This window comes from Paenibacillus thermoaerophilus (assembly GCF_005938195.1).
Classification (GTDB): domain Bacteria; phylum Bacillota; class Bacilli; order Paenibacillales; family Reconciliibacillaceae; genus Paenibacillus_W; species Paenibacillus_W thermoaerophilus.
Map to the genome: position 1 here is coordinate 1 of NZ_VCQZ01000028.1, position 22,607 is coordinate 22,607.

The window sequence follows — 22,607 nt, forward strand, 5'->3', positions numbered from 1 at the left end:
AGCAAAGAGTCCATGGCCAAAGTGGTTCAAGGAGAACAAGCCCTTTTAACGTCTGCTATGCTCTTGCAGAAATAAATATGAGTCACAAAGTAGAAATCGATTTTACACCACTTGACGGGACGCTATCTCGCAATCTTCGATGCTTAGAATTTCGTTTCCACAGTAACTACATGTACAACCATCGTAATATAACATTTCCTTTGTTTCTCTATTGAATACTCGTGGAGTGAACTCATTAGAATCACTCTCAATTATGCTATTTAGAATCTTCATTACACGCAAAATTCGTCCATTAACCCGTGCACCCGAATTCGTCCCAACATACACATTATTCTGATATTCTTTGTCGTGGAGTTTTAAATGATTAATCTCCTTCCTAATGGTGTCCGCATGTTTTAATAGCGCCTTTTTTGAAAAATAGGAGAAAGGAATGATTATAGAATCATACACTGCTCCATTAAATTTCTTGAGTTCCTTTCCAGACTTTGAGAAGAAAGCATCATCCCCAAGTACTTGCTTAATAATATCGATGAGAAAGCAGTACTGATTCTTTGCTTTCTCGATCATATCCGGACTATCCGATTTGTGTTTGTCCATGTATTCGTTCATTGTAAGTTTAAAAGTTCCCTTAATATTTGGGAAATTTCTTAAGGCAAAAAATCGGAGAATACGTTCTTCATAAGCGCTTCTTTTGTTATTATCATGAAATAGGGTTCTTAACGTTTTATTCTTTTCTGCAATTTCCTTAAGCATGTCATTAAAACTACCTCTATAAATACAGTTTCGGAGTTCTTGATCCTTAAGTTTTACTGCCCCTAAATTCAAACGGGAGAAAATTTCATATTTTAGATCTTGGGAGTCTTTACTTAAACAAATTACTTTTAGTGATTTGGAATTTAATCTTCTTTGGAGCGTCTTGTTCAAATCCCTAAAATAGAGATTATTCATTTTGGGAAGTTTATTAAGTCCAACTAGAGCAAATTCGTTTTTAAGAAAACGTACAAAAGATGTGATTCGTTGTTGTCCATCAATCACCGAAAATTCATTTTCTTTCTCTTCGCATAGATAAATCACCGGAATGGGGATTCCGATCAAAATAGATTCAACTAATTTAGATGCCCTTGGATCGTCATAAACATATTTTCGCTGATAGTCAGGATTAGTGATTATATCGTTAGCATCTGACATTTCTCGCAATTGAGAAAGGGTGAGGTCCATCTGCTGAGTGTGTACAACAATACCTTCAGTTAAATCATTTTCCATTTCCATCATAACGCCTCCCGATTGTTTAATAGTAATTATGCTCTATTTAATGTTGATATAAACCCCTGCTAGCGTTCAGCCAAATAAGCATGACCGTCGATTCCTCTAGTAAGCGCATCCACAAATGATAAATCAAACCTTCGACGCCGAGTTCTCATCGTAAAGTCCGCCTAACCGGCCATGATCGAATAACGGATCGGCGCCGCAAAAAAGAAGAATGGACCCGGAAATCGACAACAAGACGACTGCGGCGAAGTGAAATCGTTGGCATATATTGCGAACAAGCAGTTTCTTTATTTTAGAAAATGGTATCGTCTCCGAAAAACATGGAGGAAATCCTACGCGGCGCAATGCCGATTGTGTTTAATTGTATTTTGAAGGACTGCTGGATCGGTTTATGTCGTTATCTGGCTATATACTTAGGAAGAAAAAGGATTAGGGGCTGTTTTTGTCGAAATCTTTCTTATGATCAGGTTCGAGATATGTTTAACCCGACCTCGTGTATGAAACCAGGAGAGGGGAACATTGTAATGATAACTTCGTGGCCAATTGTGGAAACAATTCGCTAGCGAAACAAACCATTTTAAAAGGGTACGAGGTGCCCCATGAAGCAAGGACTCTACGAACAAATTCTTAATACTATAACGGTGAATCAGCTAAATGCCTTAGACCCAACTCTCTATGCTATTGGTAAAGAAAGCCTAGATGCGGAAGAAGCCAGAAAGCTGCTTTCCAACTACATCAGTACGGTGACTCGCAAAGCACTGAAGACGCTACGGGAGCAGATTCGTGATGACCGGGAAGCAATATTGATGCAGATTCGGACCTGCAATGAGTTGATTGCAACGTTGAGAACAAAATTGGGGCAGCAGGAGTTGGATGCATTCAAGATCGATGAGCATGGCGAAGTGTTGACCTATGTGTACTCGAAGCTCAATCATATTCGTGGAATCAAGGAAGAGAAGGTAATCCGGCCGGTAACTCCACTAGCTCAGAGCTCGTTGTTTACGGGATCGCATGCGGAACCGAATATGCTGAACGAGTTAAAGCATGAGATTGTGACATCAGATCAGATTGATATGCTGGTGTCATTCATCAAATGGAGTGGACTTCGTTGCTTAATGGAGCAGTTTGAGCAGTTTACAGAATCGGGTGGAAAACTGAGGGTCATTACGACCACCTATATGGAAGCGACAGACTTTAAAGCAATTCAGGAGCTAAGCCGGCTGAAGAATACAGAAATCAAAATTTCCTACGATACCAAACGCACCCGTCTACATGCCAAGGCGTACGTGTTTAAGCGGGAAACCAGCTTTTCGACGGCGTATATTGGATCCTCGAATTTGTCGAATCCGGCGCTGACCAGCGGCCTTGAATGGAACTTGAAAGTGACCGAAAAAGATTCCTACGACGTGATCCAAAAGGTGTAAGCCACTTTTGAGAGCTACTGGAATGACCGGGAATTTAAACAGTTCTGCCCGTACGAAAAGGAACAGGAGGAGCAACTCAGGCTTGCACTCAACCAGAAGAAGGAGCCACAACCATTTTATTTTAACTTCGATATTACCCCTTACGATTATCAGAAAGACATTCTGGAGAAGTTGGCCGCGCAGCGAACTTTGTACGGAAGAATGAAAAATCTGGTGGTGGCGGCGACCGGAGTGGGAAAGACGGTCATCTCGGCATTTGATTACAAGCGGTTTCTGCAACAGCAACCGAAGACCAGACTTCTGTTCGTAGCCCATCGTGAGGAGATCCTGAGGCAAAGCCGGGATACGTTCCGCGTCATCTTGAAAGACTTGAATTTCGGGGAGATGCAGGTTGGCAACGAACGGGCAGGTTCCCTGAACCATTTGTTCATCAGTATCCAGAGCTTTAACTCCATGAAGTTAGATGAGAAGACGACCCCTGATTTCTACGATTACATCGTGGTTGACGAGTTTCACCATGCGGCGGCGCCGTCTTATCAAAGGTTGTTGTCCTATTATCAGCCTAAGATTCTGCTGGGCTTGACTGCCACACCCGATCGTATGGACGGCAAAAGCATTCTATCCTACTTTGACGATACAATTGCTGCGGAAATCCGATTGACGGAAGCGATTGACCGGAAGCTGCTTTGTCCGTTCCATTATTTCGGAGTGACGGATCAGGTTGACCTGTCTCAAGTCAAGTGGACAAGACGCGGTTATGATCTGCTGGAGCTTGAAAACCTGTATACGCATAACCGGATTCGGGTAACCCAGATCATCAACAGCTTGAATAAATACGTAACGGACCTGCAAGAAGTCAAAGGATTAGGGTTCTGCGTAAGTGTGGAACATGCAAACTATATGGCAAAAGTGTTCCAAGAAGCGGGAATTCCCTCTATTGCCCTGCATGGCGGATCTTCAGATTACGAGCGGGATCATGCTAAAGGAATGCTGATTCGAGGAGAAATCAAGTTTATTTTTGTGGTTGATCTTTACAACGAAGGCGTAGACATTCCGGAAGTCAACACGATTATGTTTCTGCGTCCTACTGAAAGCTTAGCGGTCTTCTTGCAGCAACTCGGACGGGGACTGCGTTTAGCTGAGGGTAAAGAATGTTTGACCGTACTTGATTTCATCGGACAAGCGCACAAAAATTATAACTTCCAAGACAAGTTCCGTGCGCTGATGGGCCGAACGAAGCATTCGGTACAATATTACGTCGATCACGGCTTTTCAAATCTTCCAAGAGGCTGCTTCATTCAATTAGAGAAGCAGGCGAAGGAATATGTCCTTCGGAATCTGAAAGAAGCGACAAACTCCCGCCGGAATATCATTGCAAAAATCAAACACTTCGAAGATGACACAGGCTTGAAATTGACCCTGGAAAATTTTCTAAATCATCATCAGATCGATTTGTATGAACTGTATGGTCGAAATGGTGATCGTACTTTTCACAGGCTGATGGTTGAAGCGGGAGTGCGGGACGATTTCAAGTTTGACAACGAATCCTATTTCACAAAACGGTTACCTGCCTTGTTTTCAATGAACTCCAGAAGGTTATTGAAGTTTCTGATTGACTATTTGGAGGGTGGAAGGAGGTTGGAGACAGAAGAGGAACAACTGATGCTGAATATGTTTTACTACACCTTCTACAGCGCTGCTCCAGTCAAAGAAGGATTTGAGAATGTGGAAGCTGGCGTTCGAAATATCGTTCAGTGCAAGGAATTTCTCGAAGAGATCTTGGAAATTCTCAAATACAATCTCTCTCAAATCGACTTTGTGGATCGGCCGAATGCTTTTCCATACGTATGCCCTTTGGATGTTCATTGTCGGTATACGACGTCGCAGGTTTTGGCGGCATTCGGGTTTTGGAATAAGGAGAAAGCACCGGAGTTCCGGGAAGGCGTAAAGTATTTTGAAGACAAAAAGACGGACATCTTTTTCATTACGCTGAATAAGTCGGATAAAGATTTCTCCCCGTCCACCCTGTACGAAGATTATGCGATCAATGAGCGACTGTTTCACTGGCAGACACAGAGCAGGATCTCAGAAGAAACGGCTACTGCCCAACGATACATTCATCACAAGCAAACAGGCAATCGGATCGCTTTGTTCGTCAGAGAGTATAAGAGAGAGAATGGTTACACGTCTCCATTCATTTTTTTAGGAGAAGCAGATTACGTTCGGCATGAGGGGAACCGGCCGATCAGCTTCGTGTGGCGGTTGAAAGAAGAGTTGCCGCCGATGCTTGTGCCCGTTGCGAACAAATGCATAGTTTAGGACGTGAAGCAAATGATTGAAGTCGCGGCAGCCATTATCGAAAATGACAAAGGACAAATTCTAATCGCCAAGAGGAAGGAGGGAAAGTCCTTAGCTGGACTATGGGAATTCCCTGGCGGGAAGATCGAAAAAGGTGAAACTCCGCAAGCGTGCATCGTAAGAGAATTGCTGGAAGAGATGAACATTACTGTCACTCCAGGAGAGCTATTCGGGGTGAATGAATTTGTAGATAAAACGGTGCAGATTCGCTTGATTGCCCATAAAGCCACGTACATCGGCGGGCAGATTCGCCTTGTTGATCACGATGAATTCTTCTGGGCTCAGCGAGATGAGTTAGGGCAATTTGTGTTTGCGCCAGCGGATGTCAAATTTGTAGAGATGTTAAGGCATGGGGCATAAAACTGATATTTTACGGTAAAAGTGGTTCGTCCGTTATGCGGACGAATGCAATATCTTTGTGGCGAGCAAACGCGCGGGTGAACGCGTCATGGAGTCGGTGATCCGCTTTGTGGAAGGAAAGCTGAGACGGAACGTGATTCGGGACAAGAGTGGGGTCGATCGAGGCATCGATCCGGTTAGCCCGGTGCTGGGTAGGCGACAAAATCGTACGCTTCTCCAAAGAAAAAACCGACCTCTCTTTCAGAAAGGTCGGTTTTCATAAAACCTGATTCGTTGGTTAGGAGATTCTTTTGACAAGTTGTTTCAAGGCTTCGTGAATGGGCGTTAACGGGCGGCCAAGCAGCTTTTCGAAATCGTTGCTCTCGACCTCGAGATGGCCTTCCCGAATGCCTTGCTGAATCGCGACAAGCATCGGGATTACGAAGTCCGGTACGCCAGCCTGTTTCATGATGTCCGCATAGGTGTCATCGTCAACTTGCTGTACCGGAACTTCCTTGCCCAAAACCGCGCTGAGAGCGGACGCCAGTTCTTCCTGCGTCAGCAGCTTGCCGGACAACTCATAGATCGTATTCTCATGTCCGTTCCCAGCCAGCACGGCTGCTGCCGCTTCCGCATATTCTTGCTGCAGGGCCCAGCCCACTTTGCCCGTTCCGGCAGACGTCACCCAAGGCGCTCCGGCCAGCACGCCTTGAATGCTCGAGATCTCGTTCTCCAGGTACCAGTTATTGCGCAAGAACGAGTAGGGAATGCCGGTTTTCAGAATGGCTTGTTCCGCAGCCTGATGAGGAGGAGCGAGGAACAGCTTGCTTTCGCTTGCATTCGCCAAACTCGTATAAGCAATGAAGCTTACTTTCGCACGCGCAGCCGCTTCTACCGCATTCGTATGCTGGCGAATTCGGGTTTCATTGTCCCCGTCCGCGGAGATGATCAAAATCCGATCAATACCTGCAAAAGCTGTATCCAAGCTTTCCGGACGGTCGAAGTCACCTTGCCGGACGTCTACGCCCCGAGCGCGAAGGTCTTCCGCTTTCTCCGGGTTGCGGACACTTACAGCCAACTGGCTTGCCGGTACGGTTTTCAACAGCGTCTCTACCACTTTTCTTCCCAATTTCCCTGTTGCGCCGGTAACCAACAATTTCACAGCCGATTCCTCCATTTTGTTGTAGTATGTCTTGTTGTAACAAACTATGTTACAACAAATATATAAAATAAGAGCTCGTCAAGGAGCTTTTATTTTATAAACTTTCCGATCAACTGGGCCAGCGTCGTTTGAGCCAGCCTTTGTTCCATAAGGTACTGAGCGTCTTTCAACTCCGTTTGAAGGACCTGCTCGATTTTCCGCCCGACCGGACAATCGAAATTGGGGTTTTCGTGTATGCGGAAGAGTTGGTTCTCCTCTGTCGCATTCACGGCCCGATACACATCAAAAAGCGTTATCTGGTCGGGGTCTTTGAGCAAAGTAGCGCCTCCCACCCCTGCGCGAACGTCCACTAATCCCGCCTTTTTTAACATACCCATAATTCTCCGGATTACAACGGGATTCGTATTGACGCTGCTTGCGATGAAGTCCCCGGTACAATCCTTCGGACTGATCGCAATGAGGCAAAGGGTATGAACCGCGATGGAAAAGCGCGTGCTGATTTGCTTCAATTGCATCACCACCGTTGTAACAATTATAGTTACAATGTTGTCGTGTGTCAATCATTCAAGCCAAATCCCAAAAATGCGAGACTGACCGATGCCATTGCAGTGGTGGATACCGAATTGCAAGAGATGGAGCGGCGACTGGAAGAGCGGCTGGATGCGGAGCGGCTCTTGGCGGAGGAACGCGACCGTTTTCCAAACGGCTCGGAGCTGGCTGAAGGCCTGCAGGAGTTGCAGGCGGCCGGTTATCGGCTGCAAACCGCGATTCGCCAAGAAGAGAGGGCGATTGAACGGTACAAGGAGAAGGCGGCGAAAAGGCGCGAGTTGCAACGGCAGTTGCTTGAATTGACTTCCAAGTGGAGCAGGCTGAAGCGGGAACAGGAGCTTGCGGAAGCTGCAGGCGTCATCCGCGATTTAGTCATAATTGATAAAGATAAATCTTGGCTCGCAGGTCGAAAAGGATAACCCCTGTGTTCGGCTCCATGTAGGGAAAACCCTTTGCCAGAACCGAACACAGGGGATGTTTTAGGCTGTTAAGCAAATCTAGCGGGGCCAGCCGCTTCCTTATTCGATGACCTTCAACGTCATATTGCCGCTGTTGGACGTTTCCATCGCTTCGTCGGACGTGACACTTCGCTGCGCGCGCGATCTTGTGAACAGCAGGACGCTGGCCAGTCCCAATGCGATCATGACTGCGCTGGCCAGCAAAGCCGGCACGATGTGATCGCCAAAGTCGGCGGGCGTACGGATGGCCGACCCGCTCTCGAAGATGAGTCCGCCGATCGCAATTCCGAATACGCCGCCCAGTTCCCGCGTAGCGTTGCTAATGCCGCTTGCTTCTCCTGAGGATTGCTCCGGCACCGAAGACAGGATGCCGTGGGCGAGCGGGGTGAAGCTTAAACCCATGCCCGTTCCGGCAAGCATCATCAGAGGCGCCTGATAACCAAACGGGAAATCCACGCCCAGCGAGAGGATCAGGATGGCGAAGCGGACGAACGGCCGTTTCCGGGTGCGTTCCCATAGATAGTAGACGAGCAACAGCAAGACTCCGCCAATCAGCGATCCGACTACGGTGAACGACCCCCAACCGTCCGAGTTCCCCCGTTCGAGGCCGAATACTACGCCGAACAGTCCCGAACCAAGCAGCAGGATGCCCAGCGGGTCCACCGGTTTCTTCTCGCCCGTCGATTCGTCTAACCAGAAGGGGCCGAATACCAGGGCGAGCAAGCCGACCGGTACGTTAACCCAGAAGATAAGCTACCAGGGAGCGCCTTCGACAATCAAGCCTCCGACCAGCGGTCCCACCGACAGGCCGAGCCCCGAGATGCCCGACCAGATGCCAAGCGGCCGCCCGCATGTTTTCGGGAAAAGCCGCGTTCACCAGCGTCAAACTGAGCGGCACGATCGCAGCGCCTCCGATTCCTTGCAGGGCACGGGACAGAATCAACTGAATCGAGCTTTCGCTTAATCCGGAGAGCCATCTGTAAAAGCCATCCATTGATGTGACGATTCGGTCCGCGTCTGGGATTTATCGCGACCGTTTGCTGGCCGTGATTCTTACGGGAATGGGAACGGACGGGTTGATGGGGTGCGGTGAAGTGAAGCGGCAACGGGGGCGCGTGATTGTCGAAGCTGAAGAATCCTGCATCGTATACGGCATGCCGAAAGCGGTATATGAAGCGGGGTATGCGGATCGGCAAGTGTCTTTGCCCCATATGTATCAAGAGATCCTTTCGTTTATATAAGCGGACTTCTGTCAATAGATTCGATGATTGGCAAGGAGGCTCCAACATGGAGAAAAAGAACGAAATCCTTACACCGGAAGAAATCGAGGAGATCATCCGCAGATTGGAGGCCGATTATCTGGAGCTGGTAAATCACGGACAGACCGAACCGTCGACAGAGGGCTCAGGGGGAGTTACAGACCGTACATAACCCCGCTATCGTGGAATGCAAAGGGGAAAAGAAGATCGTCGCTTCGGGATCAAGCAGGTCCCGGCGGCGATCTTTTTAGTTTGGATAAACGAACGATGTTGCGGGTATACGCATCAATAGTTCGGAAAAAATGCCGGGAACGGGCAATTTTGCATTGACATCGTGCGAAATATGTATTAATCTATGACAGCAGACGACTCGTATATCCTCAATAATATGGTTTGAGGGTCTCTACAAGGAGCCAAAGAATCCTAACTACGAGTATAGGATGCGTTTCTTTCAACGCATCCTGTATACGGGTTAGGTTTTTATTATTTATTGCGGAGGCAACGGACATGATCGAAAGATGGTTCAAATTGAGCGAACGGGGCACCTCGGCGGCAACGGAGGTTATGGCCGGCGTCACGACGTTTTTTACGATGGTATACATCGTAATCGTGAATCCCGGCATTCTCGGCGAAGCGGGGATGGATTTCCACGGCGTTTTTGTCGCCACGGTGTTAGCCAGCATAGTCGGCACGCTGATTATGGGGTTGGCCGCCAACTACCCGATCGTCATCGCTCCCGGCATGGGGCTCAACGCATATTTCGCGTTCAGCGTCGTGGGCGGCGGCGGTGTCACTTGGCAGACGGCACTTGGGGCGGTCTTCGTGGCGGGGGTTCTGTTTGTTTTATTGTCGTTGACTTCGTTCCGCTATATGCTGCTGGACGCGATTCCTGCCAGCCTGAAGCATGCCATTACGGCGGGGATCGGCTTGTTTATCACCTTCATCGGCCTGCAGAACGCCAAGATCGTCGTCGATTCTCCGGCCACCTTGATTACGATGGGAAAATTGACGGAGCCGATGACGCTCCTGACCATCATCGGGCTTATTATTACGCTTGTTCTCATGGCCTATCGGGTCAAAGGTTATTTATTCGTCGGGATGCTGATTACGGCTGTTATCGCGTGGTTCATGGGCTTGCTTGAACGGCCGAAGCAGTTCGTGTCGCTGCCGAGCGGACTTTCGGCGACCGCCTTGCATATGGACATCGGAGGCGTGTTCTCGAACGGGCTGTACGCGGTTATCTTCACTTTCCTGCTGATTACGCTGTTCGACACGACGGGAACGATGCTGGGGGTTGCCGAACAAGCCGGACTGCTGAAGGACGGCAAGTTCCCCCGATCGCGGGGCGCGCTGCTGGCCGATGCCGTCGGGACGACGACGGGCGCGGTTCTCGGAACAAGCCCGACATCGGCATATATCGAATCCAGCGCGGGCGTCGCGGCTGGCGGCAGAACCGGCTTGACGGCCGTAACGGTCAGTCTGCTGCTGGCGCTTACGTTGTTCTTCTCGCCGATCGTTTCGGTGCTGGCCTCGATCCCGGCCATTACGGCGCCTTCGTTAATCATCGTCGGATTCCTGATGATCAGCGTGGTCCGGAAGATCGAGTGGCACGATTTCGAGGTGGTTTTTCCCGCCTTCCTCATCATTGTGCTTATGCCGTTGACCTATAGCATCGCGACGGGGATCGGCGTCGGCTTCATCGTCTATCCGATCTTGAAGGCGATTCGGGGGAAATGGCGGGAGGTTCATCCGGTCTTCTATATGTTTGCCGTTTTGTTTTTCATTCAACTGGTTTTCCTGAGTCATTGAGACTCGATCGTCTCCATAAACGCAAGAAGCAGCAACCGGGCGGTTGCTGCTTTTTTGTTCAGGATCAGCCGATCGCAAACGCGGCGTTTGCGCCCGTCAGGCTTTGACAGCTCCGGCCAACGCTCCGTCGACGATGTATTTCTGAATAAAGGCGTACAGCAGGATCAGCGGGGCGGACACGATCAGGATGCCGCAGGCGAGCAGCGGCCAGTTGTTGCCGTATTGCCCCCGGAACTCCTTCAGTCCGGCGGTGATGGGCCAATTGTCCGGCGACGACAAATACATGATCGGGCCGACAAAGTCATTCCATGTGCCGATGGCGGTCAAGATGATGCCCGTCGCGATGACCGGCTTCATGAGCGGCAGCACGATCTGGAACAAGTAGCGCGTATACCCGGCGCCATCCATGCCGGCGGCTTCGTCCAGCTCGCGGCTGATGGTTTTGACATAACCGACGAACATCATAAAGACGATTCCCGTACCCGTCGTACGGAGCAGGATGTACCCGAGCTTCGTATCGTAACCGATCAGCGGCAGCTCTTCCCGCAGGAACAGCATGAGCTTGAACTGCGCGACAAGCGGATTGGGCAAAAATTGCGACATCAGAAAAAACACGTAGATGAGGCTGCCCCATTTCACATACCCGCGCGCGATCGGGAAGGCGGCGAACAAAGAGAGGATAACCGTCAGCAGCGTCGATACGCCCGTATAGAGCAAGCTGTTCAGGAAATAATTCGAGAATTTCCCTTCCGTCCACGCCTGGGTAAAGTTCGACCATTTGACGGTATCGACCAAACCGAGCGGGTTCATGAGAAATTCCTCGAACGATTTGAAGGAAACATTCAAGACGAGCAGAAGCGGCACGAGATAGATGGCGATCAGCAGCAGGACGATCAGGTAAGACACGCCCGATACCAGTCTGGAGGCCCGCATCAGAACTCCACCTCTCTCCGGCGCAACCGGCCTACGACGATAATGACAAACACCAGGATGAACAAAAATTGAATCACCGACAAGGCGGAGGGCAACCCCATCTCCAGCGTGCCGCGGAAAGTCTCCTTGTACACGTCATAGGCCATCGTGCGGGTATTGAACCGTCCGTCCGTCGTCGCGACGATAATGTCGAATGTCTGCATGGCCCCGATGATCGAGAGCAGGATGTTGACGGTGAAGGCCGGCGCAATCAGCGGGAACGTGATATGGCGGAACGACTGCCAGCGGCTCGTGCCGTCGATGTAGCCGGCTTCATACAAATCCTTGGGCACGGATTGAAGCCCGGCGAGGAAGATCAGCATCGAATACCCCATATACATCCAGATCTGGACGAATATAATGTATTCGAACGCATGGTCGAAGCTGCCGAAAAACGTATCCGAGTACCCGAACACACGATACAGCTTGTTAACGGGGCCGTTAACCGGATCGAACATGAACGACCAGAGCAAAGCGACGACCGCGACGCCCAGCACGACGGGGAGGAAGAACACGGCGCGGTAAAAATAATCGCCTTTAAGCTTCTGGTTGATCAGGATGGCGACCAATAGAGCGACCCCGTTCTGGACGATCGTCACGACCGCCATGAAATATACGGTGCGCAGGATCGAATCCCACCGCTCGGCCGAATTCCCCGACGTGAACAGCTCCCGGTAATTGTCCAAGCCGACGAAGCGAAAATCGCTGCCCGGCACATTCGTCACGTCGGTGAACGAATAGAGGACGGTCATCGCCGACGGGCCGACATAATAGACAAGGTACAGAATAAACGGAATCAGCAGCAGCAGATAAGGCGTCAGCCGCCGGATTCCCTTGCCGAACGGATACATGCGCAGCACCTCTCCCATAGCGCGACAGGGGCCCCCGCAAGGGCCCCGACCCGCCTTCCGTTCCGTTGTGTCGCGCCATTACTTCGGCGCAGCCGCTTCCCATTCTTTTTGCTGAATGTCGGCCAATTCCTTGGCTGTCTTGTACTTGCCGCCCGGCGCGATGAATTCCGTATGCACGCCTTCGGCCGCCAGATGCTCGCCGATGTTGGCGCGGTTGATCATCAGAATTTCGTACGCAAGCTGGAAGCCGTCCATATAAGGCATGACTTCCTGATCCAGGAATTCGCTGGACGTCTTGACGTTCGGCTGCGTCGGCAGGAAGCCGGCCGCTTTGACGAACCCGGTGTAGATGTCCGGCTGCGAGAAAAATTCGAGCCACTTGAGCGCGCCTTCCTTGTTTTTGCCGTTGGTCGTCACGTACCAGGTCATGTCGTATTTGCCGACCAGATAGTTGTTCTTGGAGGGGTCATCCGTACCCGGCAGGGGGAAGTACCCGAATTTCAGATTCGGATTCGCCTTCGCTACGGTCGGGGCTTCCCAGATGCCGTTCGGCATCATTGCGACTTTGCCGGTTGCGAAGTACGAAGGCAGCGTGCCGTAGTCGATGCCCAGGAAGCCTTCGATCGTATAGTTGTCCTGGATCGTCTTCATCTTCTCAAGCACTTCGAGCGCCTGGGCGTCGTTATACTTCGACGTTCCCTTCCATACGCCCTCGATCCACTTCTGCTGGTTGCCGTCCCCGAGAATTTGCGCTTGCAGCGAAAATACCGGCAGCTTGAGCGGCCAGACGTCCTTGCCGGCCATCGCGATCGGGGTTACGCCGTTTTTCTTCAATGTTTCGGCGACATGGATAAACTCCGTCCATGTTTTCGGAACCTGCAGGTTGTATTTAGCGAAAATTTCTTTATTGTAGAAGAGGCCGGACATCGCCACTTTCGAAGTCGGGATCGCGTAGACTTTGCCCTTGTAAGTGCCGGCTTGTTTGATGTCCTCGGCGTTATAGTTTTTGACGAATGGCTGGTCCGACAGGTCGGCGATCAGCCCGTTGTCGATCCATTGCTGCCAATCCGGCACTTTCGCGCCCGGCGTCCAGTCCTGCGGGGACAACCGCATGCCGGAGAGGTCCGGGAAGATGTCCACGTCGCCGGCCGTGATTCGGGCGCGCTGCGCTTGCTTGTACTCGTCGTCGGGCCCCGTCGTCGTGTACTCCACCGTGTATTCGGGGTATTTCTCCTCGAACTTCTTGTTGATTTCTTTGATGGCGTCATTGATGTTCGGCTGCTTCCAGTGCAGCATTTTGATGACCTTTTTGTCACCGGTCTTGGCCGTGGAGGCCGGGGAAGCCGCCGTGTCCGCGTCCGTCTTGCCGTCGTCGCCGTTCGTGCATGCGGCAACGGCGACGGCCATCGTGCCGACCAACATCATCGCTGGCCACTTCTTGAACATAAAGATACCCCCTGCTAATGGTTTGATGGTTCCGAAATCCAATTTCGAGAGTAAGCCGAAGTTTCCGAAAGCGGTTTCGATGTCTTTATTATTATCGATGGGCAGTATTTTGTAAAGATGGAAATTTGAAAAAATGCACAGTGGCCGGTTCTTACGAAAAAGTCCGTAAAATTGGGGGTTGGCAGGGGCGGGTCGTTGACTTGTCTAATGGTTTTCTATACAATGAGTTTCGAAAGTGTTTTCGGAAAAGTCTCGGGCGGCCGCTCGGAGAGGAGGAAACCTGTCATGAAAGTCAACATCAAGACGATCGCGCAGATGGCGGGCGTCTCCGTTTCAACCGTTTCGAAGATTATCAACAATTACAATGACGTCTCCGAGGAAACGAAGGCACGCGTACTCGAAATCATGAAGCAGACAGGTTATATCCCGTCCAATTCGGCCAAGACGCTGGCGACCAACAAATCGAACTTGATCGGCGTCGTATTCGCCGGCAAGCTGAACGTCGACTTCACGCACCCGTTCTTTGTCGAAGTGCTCAATTCGTTTAAGAAGCAGATGGGGCTGCTCGGATACGATCTGCTGTTTTTCTCCAACGAAAAATTCCACCCGCACGGCGACTATCTGGCGAGATGCTTGCATTTCCAGGTGGACGGCTGCATCATCATCTCCGGCGACGAGGTGGAGTCGTCCATCGACGAACTCGACCAGAGTCCGATTCCGTGCATCGGGGTCGATATCAAGCTGCACGGGAAGAGCTCCGGCTATATCATGTCCGACAACTACAAGATGGCTTCCAAGGTTGTGGAGCATTTTTATCTGCTCGGATATCGGGATCTCGGTTTTATCGGCAGCCGTTCGGAGATCTCGACCATTCGGGAAACGGGGTATCGTGACGCCATCGAAAGCTTCGGCTTGCCGATCAACGAATCGTGGTTCGTGAAGGAGGAGACGTTTTTCGAGTCCAGCGGGTATGCGGCGATGAAGCGGATGTTGAGCCAGCCGGCATTGCCGCGCGCCGTGTTCGCCGCCTCCGATCTGCTCGCCGTCGGCGCGATGCGCGCGCTGAAGGAGCATAAGCTGCGCATCCCCGAGGATGTCGCCATCATCGGCTGCGACGATATCGAGACGTGCAAATACACGACCCCGACGCTCAGCACGATCCGACAAAACAAAGAAAAAATCGGCAAGCTGTCCGCGCTTATGCTGTATGATCTGATCAACAACCAGTCCAACATGAGCGCGTTCGTCGTCGAACCGGAGCTAGTCGTCCGCGAATCGTGCGGCGGCGGGAGCAATAGCTGATCGGAAAAAAGGAATCAATTGTCGAACAAGAAGAAATAGCGTCATTCACATCGGAAGCACCGCTAGTTGCAGGAAATCTGCGTAACTAGCGGTGTTTTTCTTTTTCGAGGAGGCTGAGAATATGAGATTGGTTCGCACGGATGCCGATCTGCAGCGTGCAGCCGCCGGCTCCGATTGCGATCGTCTGTGACCTTTTCGGGATTCGTTTCGCCTATAGGGAGAACGCGCGTATCCTTGCAGACAAGAGGGAGTTGTGGTGAGAAAGCGATTTTTCGTCTTCATCGGAATATGGATGTTCGCTCTAACGTTGGCGGCTGCGGCAGCAGAGGAGCCGTCCTCTCCCGTTTATTATCAGGATCAAGCTGTCGTGCTGCTGTACCACGACGTGGCGGAAAGCTTCAAGCCGGGGCAGCCGAACGATTCCACCGTGACCGTCGAACAATTTCGAGAGCATCTGAAGATGCTGAAGGATAAGGGATTCCGGATCGTGACGATGGACGATTTTCTCGGCTTCATGCTGGAAGGAAAGAAGCTTCCGGCCAACGCCGTCGTTCTCACGTTCGATGACGGCTACGAATCCTTTTACCGCACGGCTTTCCCCGTATTGCGGGAATTTGGCGCGACAGCGAGCAATTTTATCGTGGGCGTTTCTTCCGATCTGTTTAATCCCGACGCCGAGCCCCACTTAACCTGGGAGCAGATGCGGGAGTTAAAATCGAGCGGGATGGGCATATTCAGCCACACTTACGACATGCACCGTTACGTTCGCACGGATTCCGAGGGCCGGGAAGGCCCGGCTCTGACCTCCCGGTTCTATCTGGAGCAGAAGCGGAGACAGGAGACCGAGACCGAATACCGGCGCCGGATCTCGACCGATCTGGCGTTTATGGAGAAGCGGCTGCACCAGGAGTTGGGCCCCCAGCGGAAGCTGCTGGCTTTCCCATACGGCGCGAATCGGAAGGAGGTTGTGGAGGAGGGCGATCGGCTCGGAATCGAGATGTATTTTACGATCGAAGAGGGCATGAACAACCGCGGGAGCCGGTTCGTGCGCAGGATCAATGCCGGGGAGCCGTATATGAGTGCCGAAGCGTTATGGTATCATTTAGGAAAATATTTTTGAAGAAACGCCGTCCGGAGGGAACCAAAAGCCGGTTGAATACGCCTATATAGCAGTCGAACAGATAGGAGAGACGGTGTTGGATGGAATCTGAAAACGAACTTCGTATCATGGAGGACATTCGCAGAGGACGCAAGGAAGCTTTCGCCGAACTGGTGGACCCGTTAATCGCCCGGGCTTATCATACCGCGCTGGCGATTTTGCGATCCCCGCATCTGGCGGAGGAAGCTGTGCAGAACGCGCTTATCGAAGCGTATCAAACCATACGGTCGGGCAAGGAAATTCGCCGGTTTCGCGGCTGGTTCAGCCGGGTGATCGCCAATCGGGCGCTGGATCTCGCGAGGCAGGAAAGCCGTTTCATCGGCTTGGACATCGATTCCGTGGTCGTCGGGGACAATGCCGCGTCTCCGGTCGACTTGCTGTTGAGGAAGGAGCAATCCGGCGAAATTTTGCAGGCGGTTATGTCGCTGGATATACAGCAGCGGACGGTTGTCGTTCTGTATTATTTTCAAGAGATGAAGATCGAGGAGATCGCCCAGACGCTTAACGTGAGCGAGGGCACGGTGAAGACCCGCCTCTATCGGGCGAGAATCCATCTCGGGAAAATGATGTCGTTTCCGGAATTAAAGTCGAAGGTGGTTCCGATAAGATGAACGAGTTGGAGTTTAAGCGAGAGCTGCAGGAATCTTTGTCCAAGGCTGCCGTTCCGGTTTCGTTGTATCGGTTTGCCCGGGAAGTGCCCAATCTGTGCGACGGGGAGGGAGCCGCGCCGGCGAACAAGCGGGAAAACAGGCGAGTCCGGTATAAGTTTCTCTCGTTCGCGTCCAAGTCCGCCGCGGCTCTGGCCATCTTGGCGGGCGCATGGTCCGCCGGCGTGTCCATGTCCCCCGCTTTCGCCGCTTATATGAAAGAGATTCCCGGTTTTTCCGTGGCCGTCGATTGGCTCTCGGGGCTGAGGGAACGGGACGGGGTTCAGGCGGCGATTCGGAACGGCTATGTCCCGATCGAAGCGAGAAGCGCTCAATTCGGCGGGACGACCGTCACGATTGGCGACGTCTATCTGACGGACGAGGAATTGCTGTACAAAGCTTTCATCCGTTCAGACGAATACGATCTGACCGATGCCCGCAGCCATGTTCATATCAACGTCGTTCCGGCGAATATCCAGGGGGGCGGGTCCAACACCGGATCGTCGCTCACGGCAACGACGGATGGCGAGCAAGCGCCCGTGCTGCAGGTTTCCTATAAATTTCAGTTGGAGGAACACGCCGTCCGCGAGTTCATGGCACGGGAAAAAGAGCTGGTGTTCGATGTGACGAAGGTAACGGCCCATCCCGAAGCGAGGCGGGTGGACCGTATGAGCTTGGGTACGATCTCGGTTCCGGTAGACCCCGATAAATTGCTTCATAATCGGGTGTACGAACCCCGTCAAGCTCTCCCGCTTGGCGTGCCGGATCCGGATTGGACTTCGTTGACGCTGAACAAGCTGACGATTCAGCCGACGACGATGAATGCCGTCCTCTACGGAAAAGAAGGATGGGAGCTGGAGTTCCCGCGGGAAGAAGGGACGGCTCCGTATTTGAAGGATGAGAAAGGGAACGTATACCGGTATGATCCGTCCGGCCCCATACTCCTCTTGAAGGACGGCCAAATCCAGTTGCCGTTCTCATCGTCGGTCTTCTTCGAGCGCGGAGTCGAATCGTTGCAGCTTCACATCGGGACGGTCCGGGTTACGGAGAGGAATCCGAGCGGCAGCTTCGAACTATCCAAGGGGGAGACGTTCCCGAAAGTCGTTCCATTTAAAAATAAACGGATCGTAATCGAGGGGGCGGAGTTCAAAGACGGGTATATTCATCTGAAAATCCAAAAGGAATACCCCGGTCAACAGATTTTGGAAGGCGTCCGGTTTTATATCCCGGACTATTACGACCAACTGGCGATGAAGAAGGAGCTGGGCAAAAGGGCAGACGCTCTGCGCGAGCAGTTGGGGATAGACGGATGGGAGAGAGCCGAAAGCAGCCGGGACGATTCGTCCAGCCTGGATCTATACATTCCAGCTCCGGATCAAGAGCGGGTTACGATCGCCTTGCAGCGCGTCCGCGATCCGATCTCCGTCAATCAGGAATATACCATCCGCATCGATTAAAACCATCCGGAGCGGGATAGCTATCGACCGAGTGTGGCCGCTCAAAAACAGAACCCGTTCCGTGAAGCCGGAACGGGTTTCTTCTTTACTTTGATGGATGCGTCCGAGTCGTCACACCATCATCTTGCAGACGTCGTTGGTGAACTGAACCGGGTCTTCCAGCGGCAGCCCTTCGATCAGCATCGCTTGGCTGTACAGCAGGTTCGTGTAAAGCGCCAGCTTTTCCTTGTCGTTCTCGTAAGCCTTTTTCAAGGATTGGAACACCGGATGGTTCACGTTGATTTCCAGCACCTTGGAGGCTTTGACGTCCGGAGCGCCGGGCATCGCTTTGAGCACTTTCTCCATCTCGATCGTGACTTCGCCTTCGGTCGACAAGCAGACAGGATGGGATTTCAGCCGCTTCGACGCTTTGACCGAGGTGACTTTGTCCGCCAGGATGGTTTTCATCGACTCGAACAAGTCCTTATGCTCGGACTCATTCGCATCGGATTCTTTCTCCTTGTCGTCCGCTTCGATGCCGAGATCGCCGCTCGATACCGATTTGAATTCCTTATCTTTATATTTCATGAGCATCTTGATCGCGAATTCGTCGATATCGTCGGTGAAATACAGAATTTCGTAGCCTTTGTCGGCGACGAGCTCGGTCTGCGGGAGCTTGTCGATCCGTTCGATGGATTCCCCGGTCGCGTAATAAATATACTTTTGACCCTCGGGCATTCTGGAGACGTATTCGTCCAGCGTCACCAGCTTTTTCTCCTTGGAGGAGTAGAACATCAGCAGGTCCTGCAGCGTTTCTTTGTTCGCCCCGTAGTCGCTGTAGACGCCGTACTTCAATTGGCGGCCGAACGCCTTGTAGAACGTCTCGTATTTGTCACGTTCGTCCTTCAGCATGCTTTGCAGTTGGCTTTTGATTTTGCTGTTGATGTTTTTGGCAATCAGCTTGAGCTGACGGTCATGCTGCAGCATTTCCCTGGAGATGTTGAGCGACAAATCCTCGGAATCGACCATCCCTTTGACAAAGCTGAAATAATCCGGAAGGAGGTCGGCGCACTTGTCCATGATCAGGACGCCGTTGGAGTAGAGCTCCAGGCCTTTCTCGTATTCCTTGGTATAGTAATCGAAGGGAGTCTTCTCCGGGATGTACAAGATGGCGCGGTAGACGATATTTCCTTCTGCGCTGATATGGATGTGCTTGAGCGGCTTGTCGAAGCCGTACCGCTTCTCGATGTAGAAGTTCTCGTAGTCCTGATCGGTCAGCTCGTTTTTATTTTTGCGCCAGATCGGCACCATGCTGTTGAGGATTTGTTCTTCGACGACTTCCTCGTATTCGTTGTCGGTGCCTTCTTTGAGCTTTGTCCGCTTGACGTCCATCTTGATCGGGTAGCGGATGAAATCGGAGTATTTCTTGACGATCGAACGCAGCCGGTATTCTTCGAGGTACTCGTCGTACCGTTCGTCCTCGGTGTTGCCTTTGATCTTCAGGATGATGTCGGTGCCCACGGTCGCTTTCTCGCATGGCGTAATGGTATAACCGTCGGAGCCTGCCGATTCCCATTTGTAGGCCTGATCGCTGCCGAGCGCCTTCGTCATTACCGTTACGACGTCGGCGACCATGAAGGCGGAATAAAAGCCGACACCGAATTGCCCGATGATGTTATGTCCGTCGCGGGCTTCGTTCTCCTGCTTGAACGCGAGGGAGCCGCTCTTGGCGATGATGCCCAGATGGTTCTCCAGCTCCTCCTCTGTCATCCCGATGCCCGTATCGGAGATGGTTAAGGTGCGGTTGGTTTTATCGGGTATAATTTTAATGTAGTAATCGTCTTTGTTGAACGTCAGACGATCGTCGGTCAACGCTTTGTAATAGATTTTGTCGATGGCGTCGCTGGCGTTCGAGATCAGTTCCCGGAGGAAGATCTCCTTCTGGGTGTAGATCGAGTTGATCATCAAGTCCAGCAGACGCTTGGATTCAGCTTTAAATTGTTTTTTAGCCACGTCGAGAGCTCCTTTCGATATCGAATCCTGGCTTTCAGCGGCATGAAGAGAATGTTGGCACTCACTAAGGCAGAGTGCTAATCATCAACTTTGGTATACCATAACCGTTTTTGGGGTGTCAATAGGATAGGGTCAGACGCGGATTGACAGCTCAAACTGTGATCGTTATAATAACAGTAAGCCGATGGAGAGGGGGATTGCCGGGTGAATAGCGAATTTACGATTGCGGTGCACAGCTTGGTTTACCTCGCATACCGACCGGATCGTATGGCGACCAGCGACGTGATCGCCCGCAACGTGAACACCCATCCATCGCGTCTGCGCAAGGTGATGAGCTGTCTGAAGAAGCGCGGCTTTGTCGCCGCGAAGGAAGGCATCGGAGGCGGATTTATGCTCAGTTGCGATCCCGACAAGGTATCGCTTGCCGAGATATACGCCGCCACGGCCATCGGGTCCATCAAGCCGGGATGGTGTTCGGGCAAGGTGGACGAAGATTGCATGGTCGCCTGCCATATGGCGGAGGTGATGGATCAAATTTTCTGCGAAGCGGAGCAGCAGCTGCTGGTCCATCTGCAGGGAACGACGATCAGCGGCGTGTTGGAGCGAGTAAGGCAATTGCAGCAAAAGTCGTAACGATGTCTTGGTCTGTCCTAACTATCACATTTTTAGTGACAGATTAGGAAGATCCGCAAAATCAAACGGAGAGGGTGAAGGGGAATGGGTGCAATCGTACGGATCAGAGAAGGCGATTGGGTCAGCGGCACATCGACGCAGGATGAGAAACTGATCGGATTCGTCGAATCGGTGAACGATAACGGCATCGTGAAAATCCGCGTCACGCAGAGCGACCGCGAGGACGCCGTCGGAACATCGGTGGAGGCGCAATCGGCCAAGGTCAAACGGATGCCGGACACGGCTCCTTCCGCCGCCGAAGAACTGAGAAGCCTGATCGATCTGGCGTTGGCGACGCGCGATCGGGAATGGTTTGAAGAATTGAGCGCTCGGCTTGCGGCTCTGCCGTCGGCTGCCGCCGATCGGTCGGCAGGGGCCCCGTCCCGCACCCGCCCATCGGCACTTCATCGCATCCAGGAATAATTCAGAACAAAAAGGAGACGATACAGATGGCAGTTATTCATACGACAGATGCGGAGTTTCAACAAACCATAAAAGAGGGCGTTGTACTGGTCGATTTCTGGGCACCTTGGTGCGGTCCGTGTCGAATGATCTCGCCGATTCTGGATGAACTGAGCGAGAAGCTCGGAGATGCCGCGACGATCGCGAAGATCAACGTGGATGAAAACCCCGAGACGGCCGGACGCTTCGGCGTGATGAGCATTCCGACGCTCAAACTGTTCAAAGATGGCGTCGAAGTAAACACGCTGGTCGGGGTTCGTCCTCTGGCGGAGCTGGAAGCGGCGGTTCGGGAGCATCTGGGGTAAGTGGTAAGGTGGAGAGCAGCAGCCAAAAGAAGTTGGCTGCTGCTCTTTTTTCGTGGGGAGCGACCAGCGCGCGGCGGCGAGACGCGGAGGGCAAGCAGATGTTTCAATCCACGCTCCCGCGTGGGGAGCGACTTTGTCTAGCATAAGCTCGCCATCCATCACGCAAGTTTCAATCCACGCTCCCGCGTGGGGAGCGACAATCTTTTGATTTTAGGTACAAGTCCCAAGCAGCCCGTTTCAATCCACGCTCCCGCGTGGGGAGCGACAGGTTTGATGAGTTCGGAAATTTGGTGGAGGTGTGTTTCAATCCACGCTCCCGCGTGGGGAGCGACTGGTGAAATTTGACTCCGTAAAACTAGATTCAGTCGTTTCAATCCACGTTCCCGCGTGGGGAGCGACGTCGGTATGGGTATGTGTAACGTCAATGTTCGTGCCGTTTCAATCCACGCTCCCGCGTGGGGAGCGACTTCGCGACAGGCAAGGGCAATGCCAAGAAAGATGTTTCAATCCACGCTCCCGCGTGGGGAGCGACATTAACGCTCACAAGGTAAACGCGTGGATCGAGGCGCAGTTTCAATCCACGCTCCCGCGTGGGGAGCGACCACGGCCTTCTGCGTGGCCTTGCGGTCAAGTTCCGGGAGTTTCAATCCACGCTCCCGCGTGGGGAGCGACCATTTTATCGCTTGCGGCCCGCAAGTCCGGCAGGTTTCAATCC

General features: G+C 52.0%; 20 protein-coding genes, 2 pseudogenes, 1 CRISPR repeat array and 1 riboswitch (1 of these 24 running past the window's edge). Of the genes and pseudogenes, 14 read left to right on the plus strand and 8 right to left on the minus strand.

The genetic code is table 11. The annotated features are described in order from the left end of the window. Positions 1 to 102: 102 nt before the first annotated feature. Positions 103 to 1,272, minus strand: coding sequence for a DUF262 domain-containing protein (locus FE781_RS15425; RefSeq protein WP_138790517.1), 1,170 nt, complete (start codon positions 1,270 to 1,272; stop codon positions 103 to 105). A 596-nt stretch (positions 1,273 to 1,868) separates the two neighbouring features. On the opposite strand from FE781_RS15425, the pseudogene FE781_RS15430 reads away from it, so the two are divergent. The 3 genes and pseudogenes from FE781_RS15430 to FE781_RS17890 form a co-directional block, all read left to right on the plus strand. Beyond that, positions 1,869 to 5,012: pseudogene (locus tag FE781_RS15430) on the plus strand (DEAD/DEAH box helicase). A gap of 12 nt (positions 5,013 to 5,024) precedes the next feature. Then, the gene (gene mutT, locus FE781_RS15435; RefSeq protein WP_138790518.1) at positions 5,025 to 5,411 is read left to right on the plus strand and encodes an 8-oxo-dGTP diphosphatase MutT; all 387 of its coding nucleotides are present in this window, start codon (positions 5,025 to 5,027) and stop codon (positions 5,409 to 5,411) included. Between the two features lie 25 nt (positions 5,412 to 5,436). Continuing rightward, a pseudogene (locus tag FE781_RS17890) lies at positions 5,437 to 5,574 on the plus strand (group II intron reverse transcriptase/maturase); the annotation flags it as partial. Positions 5,575 to 5,688: 114 nt separating this feature from the next. Here FE781_RS17890 and FE781_RS15445 read toward each other — a convergent pair. Beyond that, on the minus strand, positions 5,689 to 6,552 hold the full coding sequence (locus FE781_RS15445) for an SDR family oxidoreductase (RefSeq protein ID WP_138790539.1): 864 nt from the start codon (positions 6,550 to 6,552) through the stop codon (positions 5,689 to 5,691). 89 nt (positions 6,553 to 6,641) lie between these two features. Next, complete coding sequence (locus tag FE781_RS15450; RefSeq protein WP_138790519.1) at positions 6,642 to 7,061, minus strand: Rrf2 family transcriptional regulator; 420 nt, start codon at positions 7,059 to 7,061, stop codon at positions 6,642 to 6,644. Here FE781_RS15450 and FE781_RS15455 point away from each other — a divergent pair. After that, the gene (locus FE781_RS15455; protein ID WP_138790520.1) at positions 7,023 to 7,520 is read left to right on the plus strand and encodes a hypothetical protein; all 498 of its coding nucleotides are present in this window, start codon (positions 7,023 to 7,025) and stop codon (positions 7,518 to 7,520) included. The genes FE781_RS15450 and FE781_RS15455 overlap by 39 nt on opposite strands. 99 nt (positions 7,521 to 7,619) lie before the next feature. On the opposite strand, the gene FE781_RS15460 is transcribed toward FE781_RS15455, so the two are convergent. Further along, positions 7,620 to 8,282: an MFS transporter gene (locus FE781_RS15460; RefSeq protein WP_138790521.1), complete on the minus strand. Its 663-nt coding sequence runs from the start codon at positions 8,280 to 8,282 to the stop codon at positions 7,620 to 7,622. A 269-nt stretch (positions 8,283 to 8,551) separates the two neighbouring features. On the opposite strand from FE781_RS15460, the gene FE781_RS15465 reads away from it, so the two are divergent. The 3 genes from FE781_RS15465 to FE781_RS15470 all read left to right on the plus strand — a co-directional run bounded on the left by FE781_RS15465 (position 8,552) and on the right by FE781_RS15470 (position 10,627). After that, complete coding sequence (locus FE781_RS15465; RefSeq protein ID WP_342774315.1) at positions 8,552 to 8,800, plus strand: chemotaxis protein CheB; 249 nt, start codon at positions 8,552 to 8,554, stop codon at positions 8,798 to 8,800. 46 nt (positions 8,801 to 8,846) lie between these two features. After that, positions 8,847 to 8,990: a hypothetical protein gene (locus FE781_RS17540; protein WP_170209564.1), complete on the plus strand. Its 144-nt coding sequence runs from the start codon at positions 8,847 to 8,849 to the stop codon at positions 8,988 to 8,990. A 178-nt stretch (positions 8,991 to 9,168) separates the two neighbouring features. Beyond that, positions 9,169 to 9,268, plus strand: a riboswitch (purine riboswitch). Between the two features lie 60 nt (positions 9,269 to 9,328). Then, complete coding sequence (locus FE781_RS15470; protein ID WP_138790540.1) at positions 9,329 to 10,627, plus strand: NCS2 family permease; 1,299 nt, start codon at positions 9,329 to 9,331, stop codon at positions 10,625 to 10,627. Between the two features lie 96 nt (positions 10,628 to 10,723). Here FE781_RS15470 and FE781_RS15475 read toward each other — a convergent pair whose 3' ends face one another. The 3 genes from FE781_RS15475 to FE781_RS15485 form a co-directional block, all read right to left on the minus strand. Next, a complete protein-coding gene (locus tag FE781_RS15475; protein ID WP_138790522.1) occupies positions 10,724 to 11,560 on the minus strand; it encodes a carbohydrate ABC transporter permease in 837 nt (278 codons plus the stop codon). Beyond that, positions 11,560 to 12,450, minus strand: a complete 891-nt coding sequence (locus FE781_RS15480) for a carbohydrate ABC transporter permease (RefSeq protein WP_138790541.1) — start codon at positions 12,448 to 12,450, stop codon at positions 11,560 to 11,562. The genes FE781_RS15475 and FE781_RS15480 overlap by 1 nt, the downstream gene beginning before the upstream one ends. Positions 12,451 to 12,528: 78 nt before the next feature. Beyond that, positions 12,529 to 13,896, minus strand: a complete 1,368-nt coding sequence (locus FE781_RS15485) for an ABC transporter substrate-binding protein (RefSeq protein WP_138790523.1) — start codon at positions 13,894 to 13,896, stop codon at positions 12,529 to 12,531. A 285-nt stretch (positions 13,897 to 14,181) separates the two neighbouring features. On the opposite strand from FE781_RS15485, the gene FE781_RS15490 reads away from it, so the two are divergent. The 4 genes from FE781_RS15490 (at position 14,182) to FE781_RS15505 (ending at position 18,461) form a co-directional block, all read left to right on the plus strand. Further along, positions 14,182 to 15,198, plus strand: a complete 1,017-nt coding sequence (locus tag FE781_RS15490; RefSeq protein ID WP_138790524.1) for a LacI family DNA-binding transcriptional regulator — start codon at positions 14,182 to 14,184, stop codon at positions 15,196 to 15,198. Between the two features lie 256 nt (positions 15,199 to 15,454). Then, entirely contained in the window at positions 15,455 to 16,318 is an 864-nt protein-coding gene (locus FE781_RS15495) for a polysaccharide deacetylase family protein (RefSeq protein ID WP_246068204.1), read from the plus strand. An 80-nt stretch (positions 16,319 to 16,398) separates the two neighbouring features. After that, the gene (locus tag FE781_RS15500; RefSeq protein ID WP_138790526.1) at positions 16,399 to 16,968 is read left to right on the plus strand and encodes an RNA polymerase sigma factor; all 570 of its coding nucleotides are present in this window, start codon (positions 16,399 to 16,401) and stop codon (positions 16,966 to 16,968) included. Further along, on the plus strand, positions 16,965 to 18,461 hold the full coding sequence (locus FE781_RS15505) for a DUF4179 domain-containing protein (protein WP_138790527.1): 1,497 nt from the start codon (positions 16,965 to 16,967) through the stop codon (positions 18,459 to 18,461). Before FE781_RS15500 ends, FE781_RS15505 begins: the two co-directional genes overlap by 4 nt. A 111-nt stretch (positions 18,462 to 18,572) precedes the next feature. Here FE781_RS15505 and htpG read toward each other — a convergent pair whose 3' ends face one another. Then, positions 18,573 to 20,453 (minus strand): molecular chaperone HtpG, encoded by a 1,881-nt coding sequence (htpG, locus tag FE781_RS15510; RefSeq protein WP_138790528.1) that lies wholly within the window; start codon positions 20,451 to 20,453, stop codon positions 18,573 to 18,575. 204 nt (positions 20,454 to 20,657) lie between these two features. Here htpG and FE781_RS15515 point away from each other — a divergent pair, with 204 nt between their 5' ends. The 3 genes from FE781_RS15515 to trxA all read left to right on the plus strand — a co-directional run bounded on the left by FE781_RS15515 (position 20,658) and on the right by trxA (position 21,892). Then, a complete protein-coding gene (locus FE781_RS15515; RefSeq protein ID WP_138790529.1) occupies positions 20,658 to 21,086 on the plus strand; it encodes an RrF2 family transcriptional regulator in 429 nt (142 codons plus the stop codon). 84 nt (positions 21,087 to 21,170) lie between these two features. Further along, a complete protein-coding gene (locus FE781_RS15520; protein ID WP_138790530.1) occupies positions 21,171 to 21,548 on the plus strand; it encodes an IDEAL domain-containing protein in 378 nt (125 codons plus the stop codon). Between the two features lie 26 nt (positions 21,549 to 21,574). Continuing rightward, a complete protein-coding gene (trxA, locus tag FE781_RS15525; RefSeq protein WP_138790531.1) occupies positions 21,575 to 21,892 on the plus strand; it encodes a thioredoxin in 318 nt (105 codons plus the stop codon). Positions 21,893 to 21,992: 100 nt separating this feature from the next. Continuing rightward, positions 21,993 to 22,607: direct repeats of the CRISPR family, unit length 32 nt; unit sequence GTTTCAATCCACGCTCCCGCGTGGGGAGCGAC (it continues 3,549 nt past the right edge of the window).

Bases quoted from the DNA above. Each gene is read 5' to 3' on its own strand.
- FE781_RS15425 (WP_138790517.1), bottom strand. From the start codon at position 1,272: ATGATGGAAATGGAAAATGATTTAACTGAAGGTATTGTTGTACACACT.
- mutT (WP_138790518.1), top strand. From the start codon at position 5,025: ATGATTGAAGTCGCGGCAGCCATTATCGAAAATGACAAAGGACAAATT.
- FE781_RS15455 (WP_138790520.1), top strand. From the start codon at position 7,023: ATGAACCGCGATGGAAAAGCGCGTGCTGATTTGCTTCAATTGCATCAC.
- FE781_RS17540 (WP_170209564.1), top strand. From the start codon at position 8,847: ATGGAGAAAAAGAACGAAATCCTTACACCGGAAGAAATCGAGGAGATC.
- FE781_RS15475 (WP_138790522.1), bottom strand. From the start codon at position 11,560: ATGCGGGCCTCCAGACTGGTATCGGGCGTGTCTTACCTGATCGTCCTG.
- FE781_RS15480 (WP_138790541.1), bottom strand. From the start codon at position 12,450: ATGTATCCGTTCGGCAAGGGAATCCGGCGGCTGACGCCTTATCTGCTG.
- FE781_RS15485 (WP_138790523.1), bottom strand. From the start codon at position 13,896: ATGTTCAAGAAGTGGCCAGCGATGATGTTGGTCGGCACGATGGCCGTC.
- FE781_RS15490 (WP_138790524.1), top strand. From the start codon at position 14,182: ATGAAAGTCAACATCAAGACGATCGCGCAGATGGCGGGCGTCTCCGTT.
- FE781_RS15500 (WP_138790526.1), top strand. From the start codon at position 16,399: ATGGAATCTGAAAACGAACTTCGTATCATGGAGGACATTCGCAGAGGA.
- FE781_RS15505 (WP_138790527.1), top strand. From the start codon at position 16,965: ATGAACGAGTTGGAGTTTAAGCGAGAGCTGCAGGAATCTTTGTCCAAG.
- FE781_RS15520 (WP_138790530.1), top strand. From the start codon at position 21,171: ATGGGTGCAATCGTACGGATCAGAGAAGGCGATTGGGTCAGCGGCACA.
- trxA (WP_138790531.1), top strand. From the start codon at position 21,575: ATGGCAGTTATTCATACGACAGATGCGGAGTTTCAACAAACCATAAAA.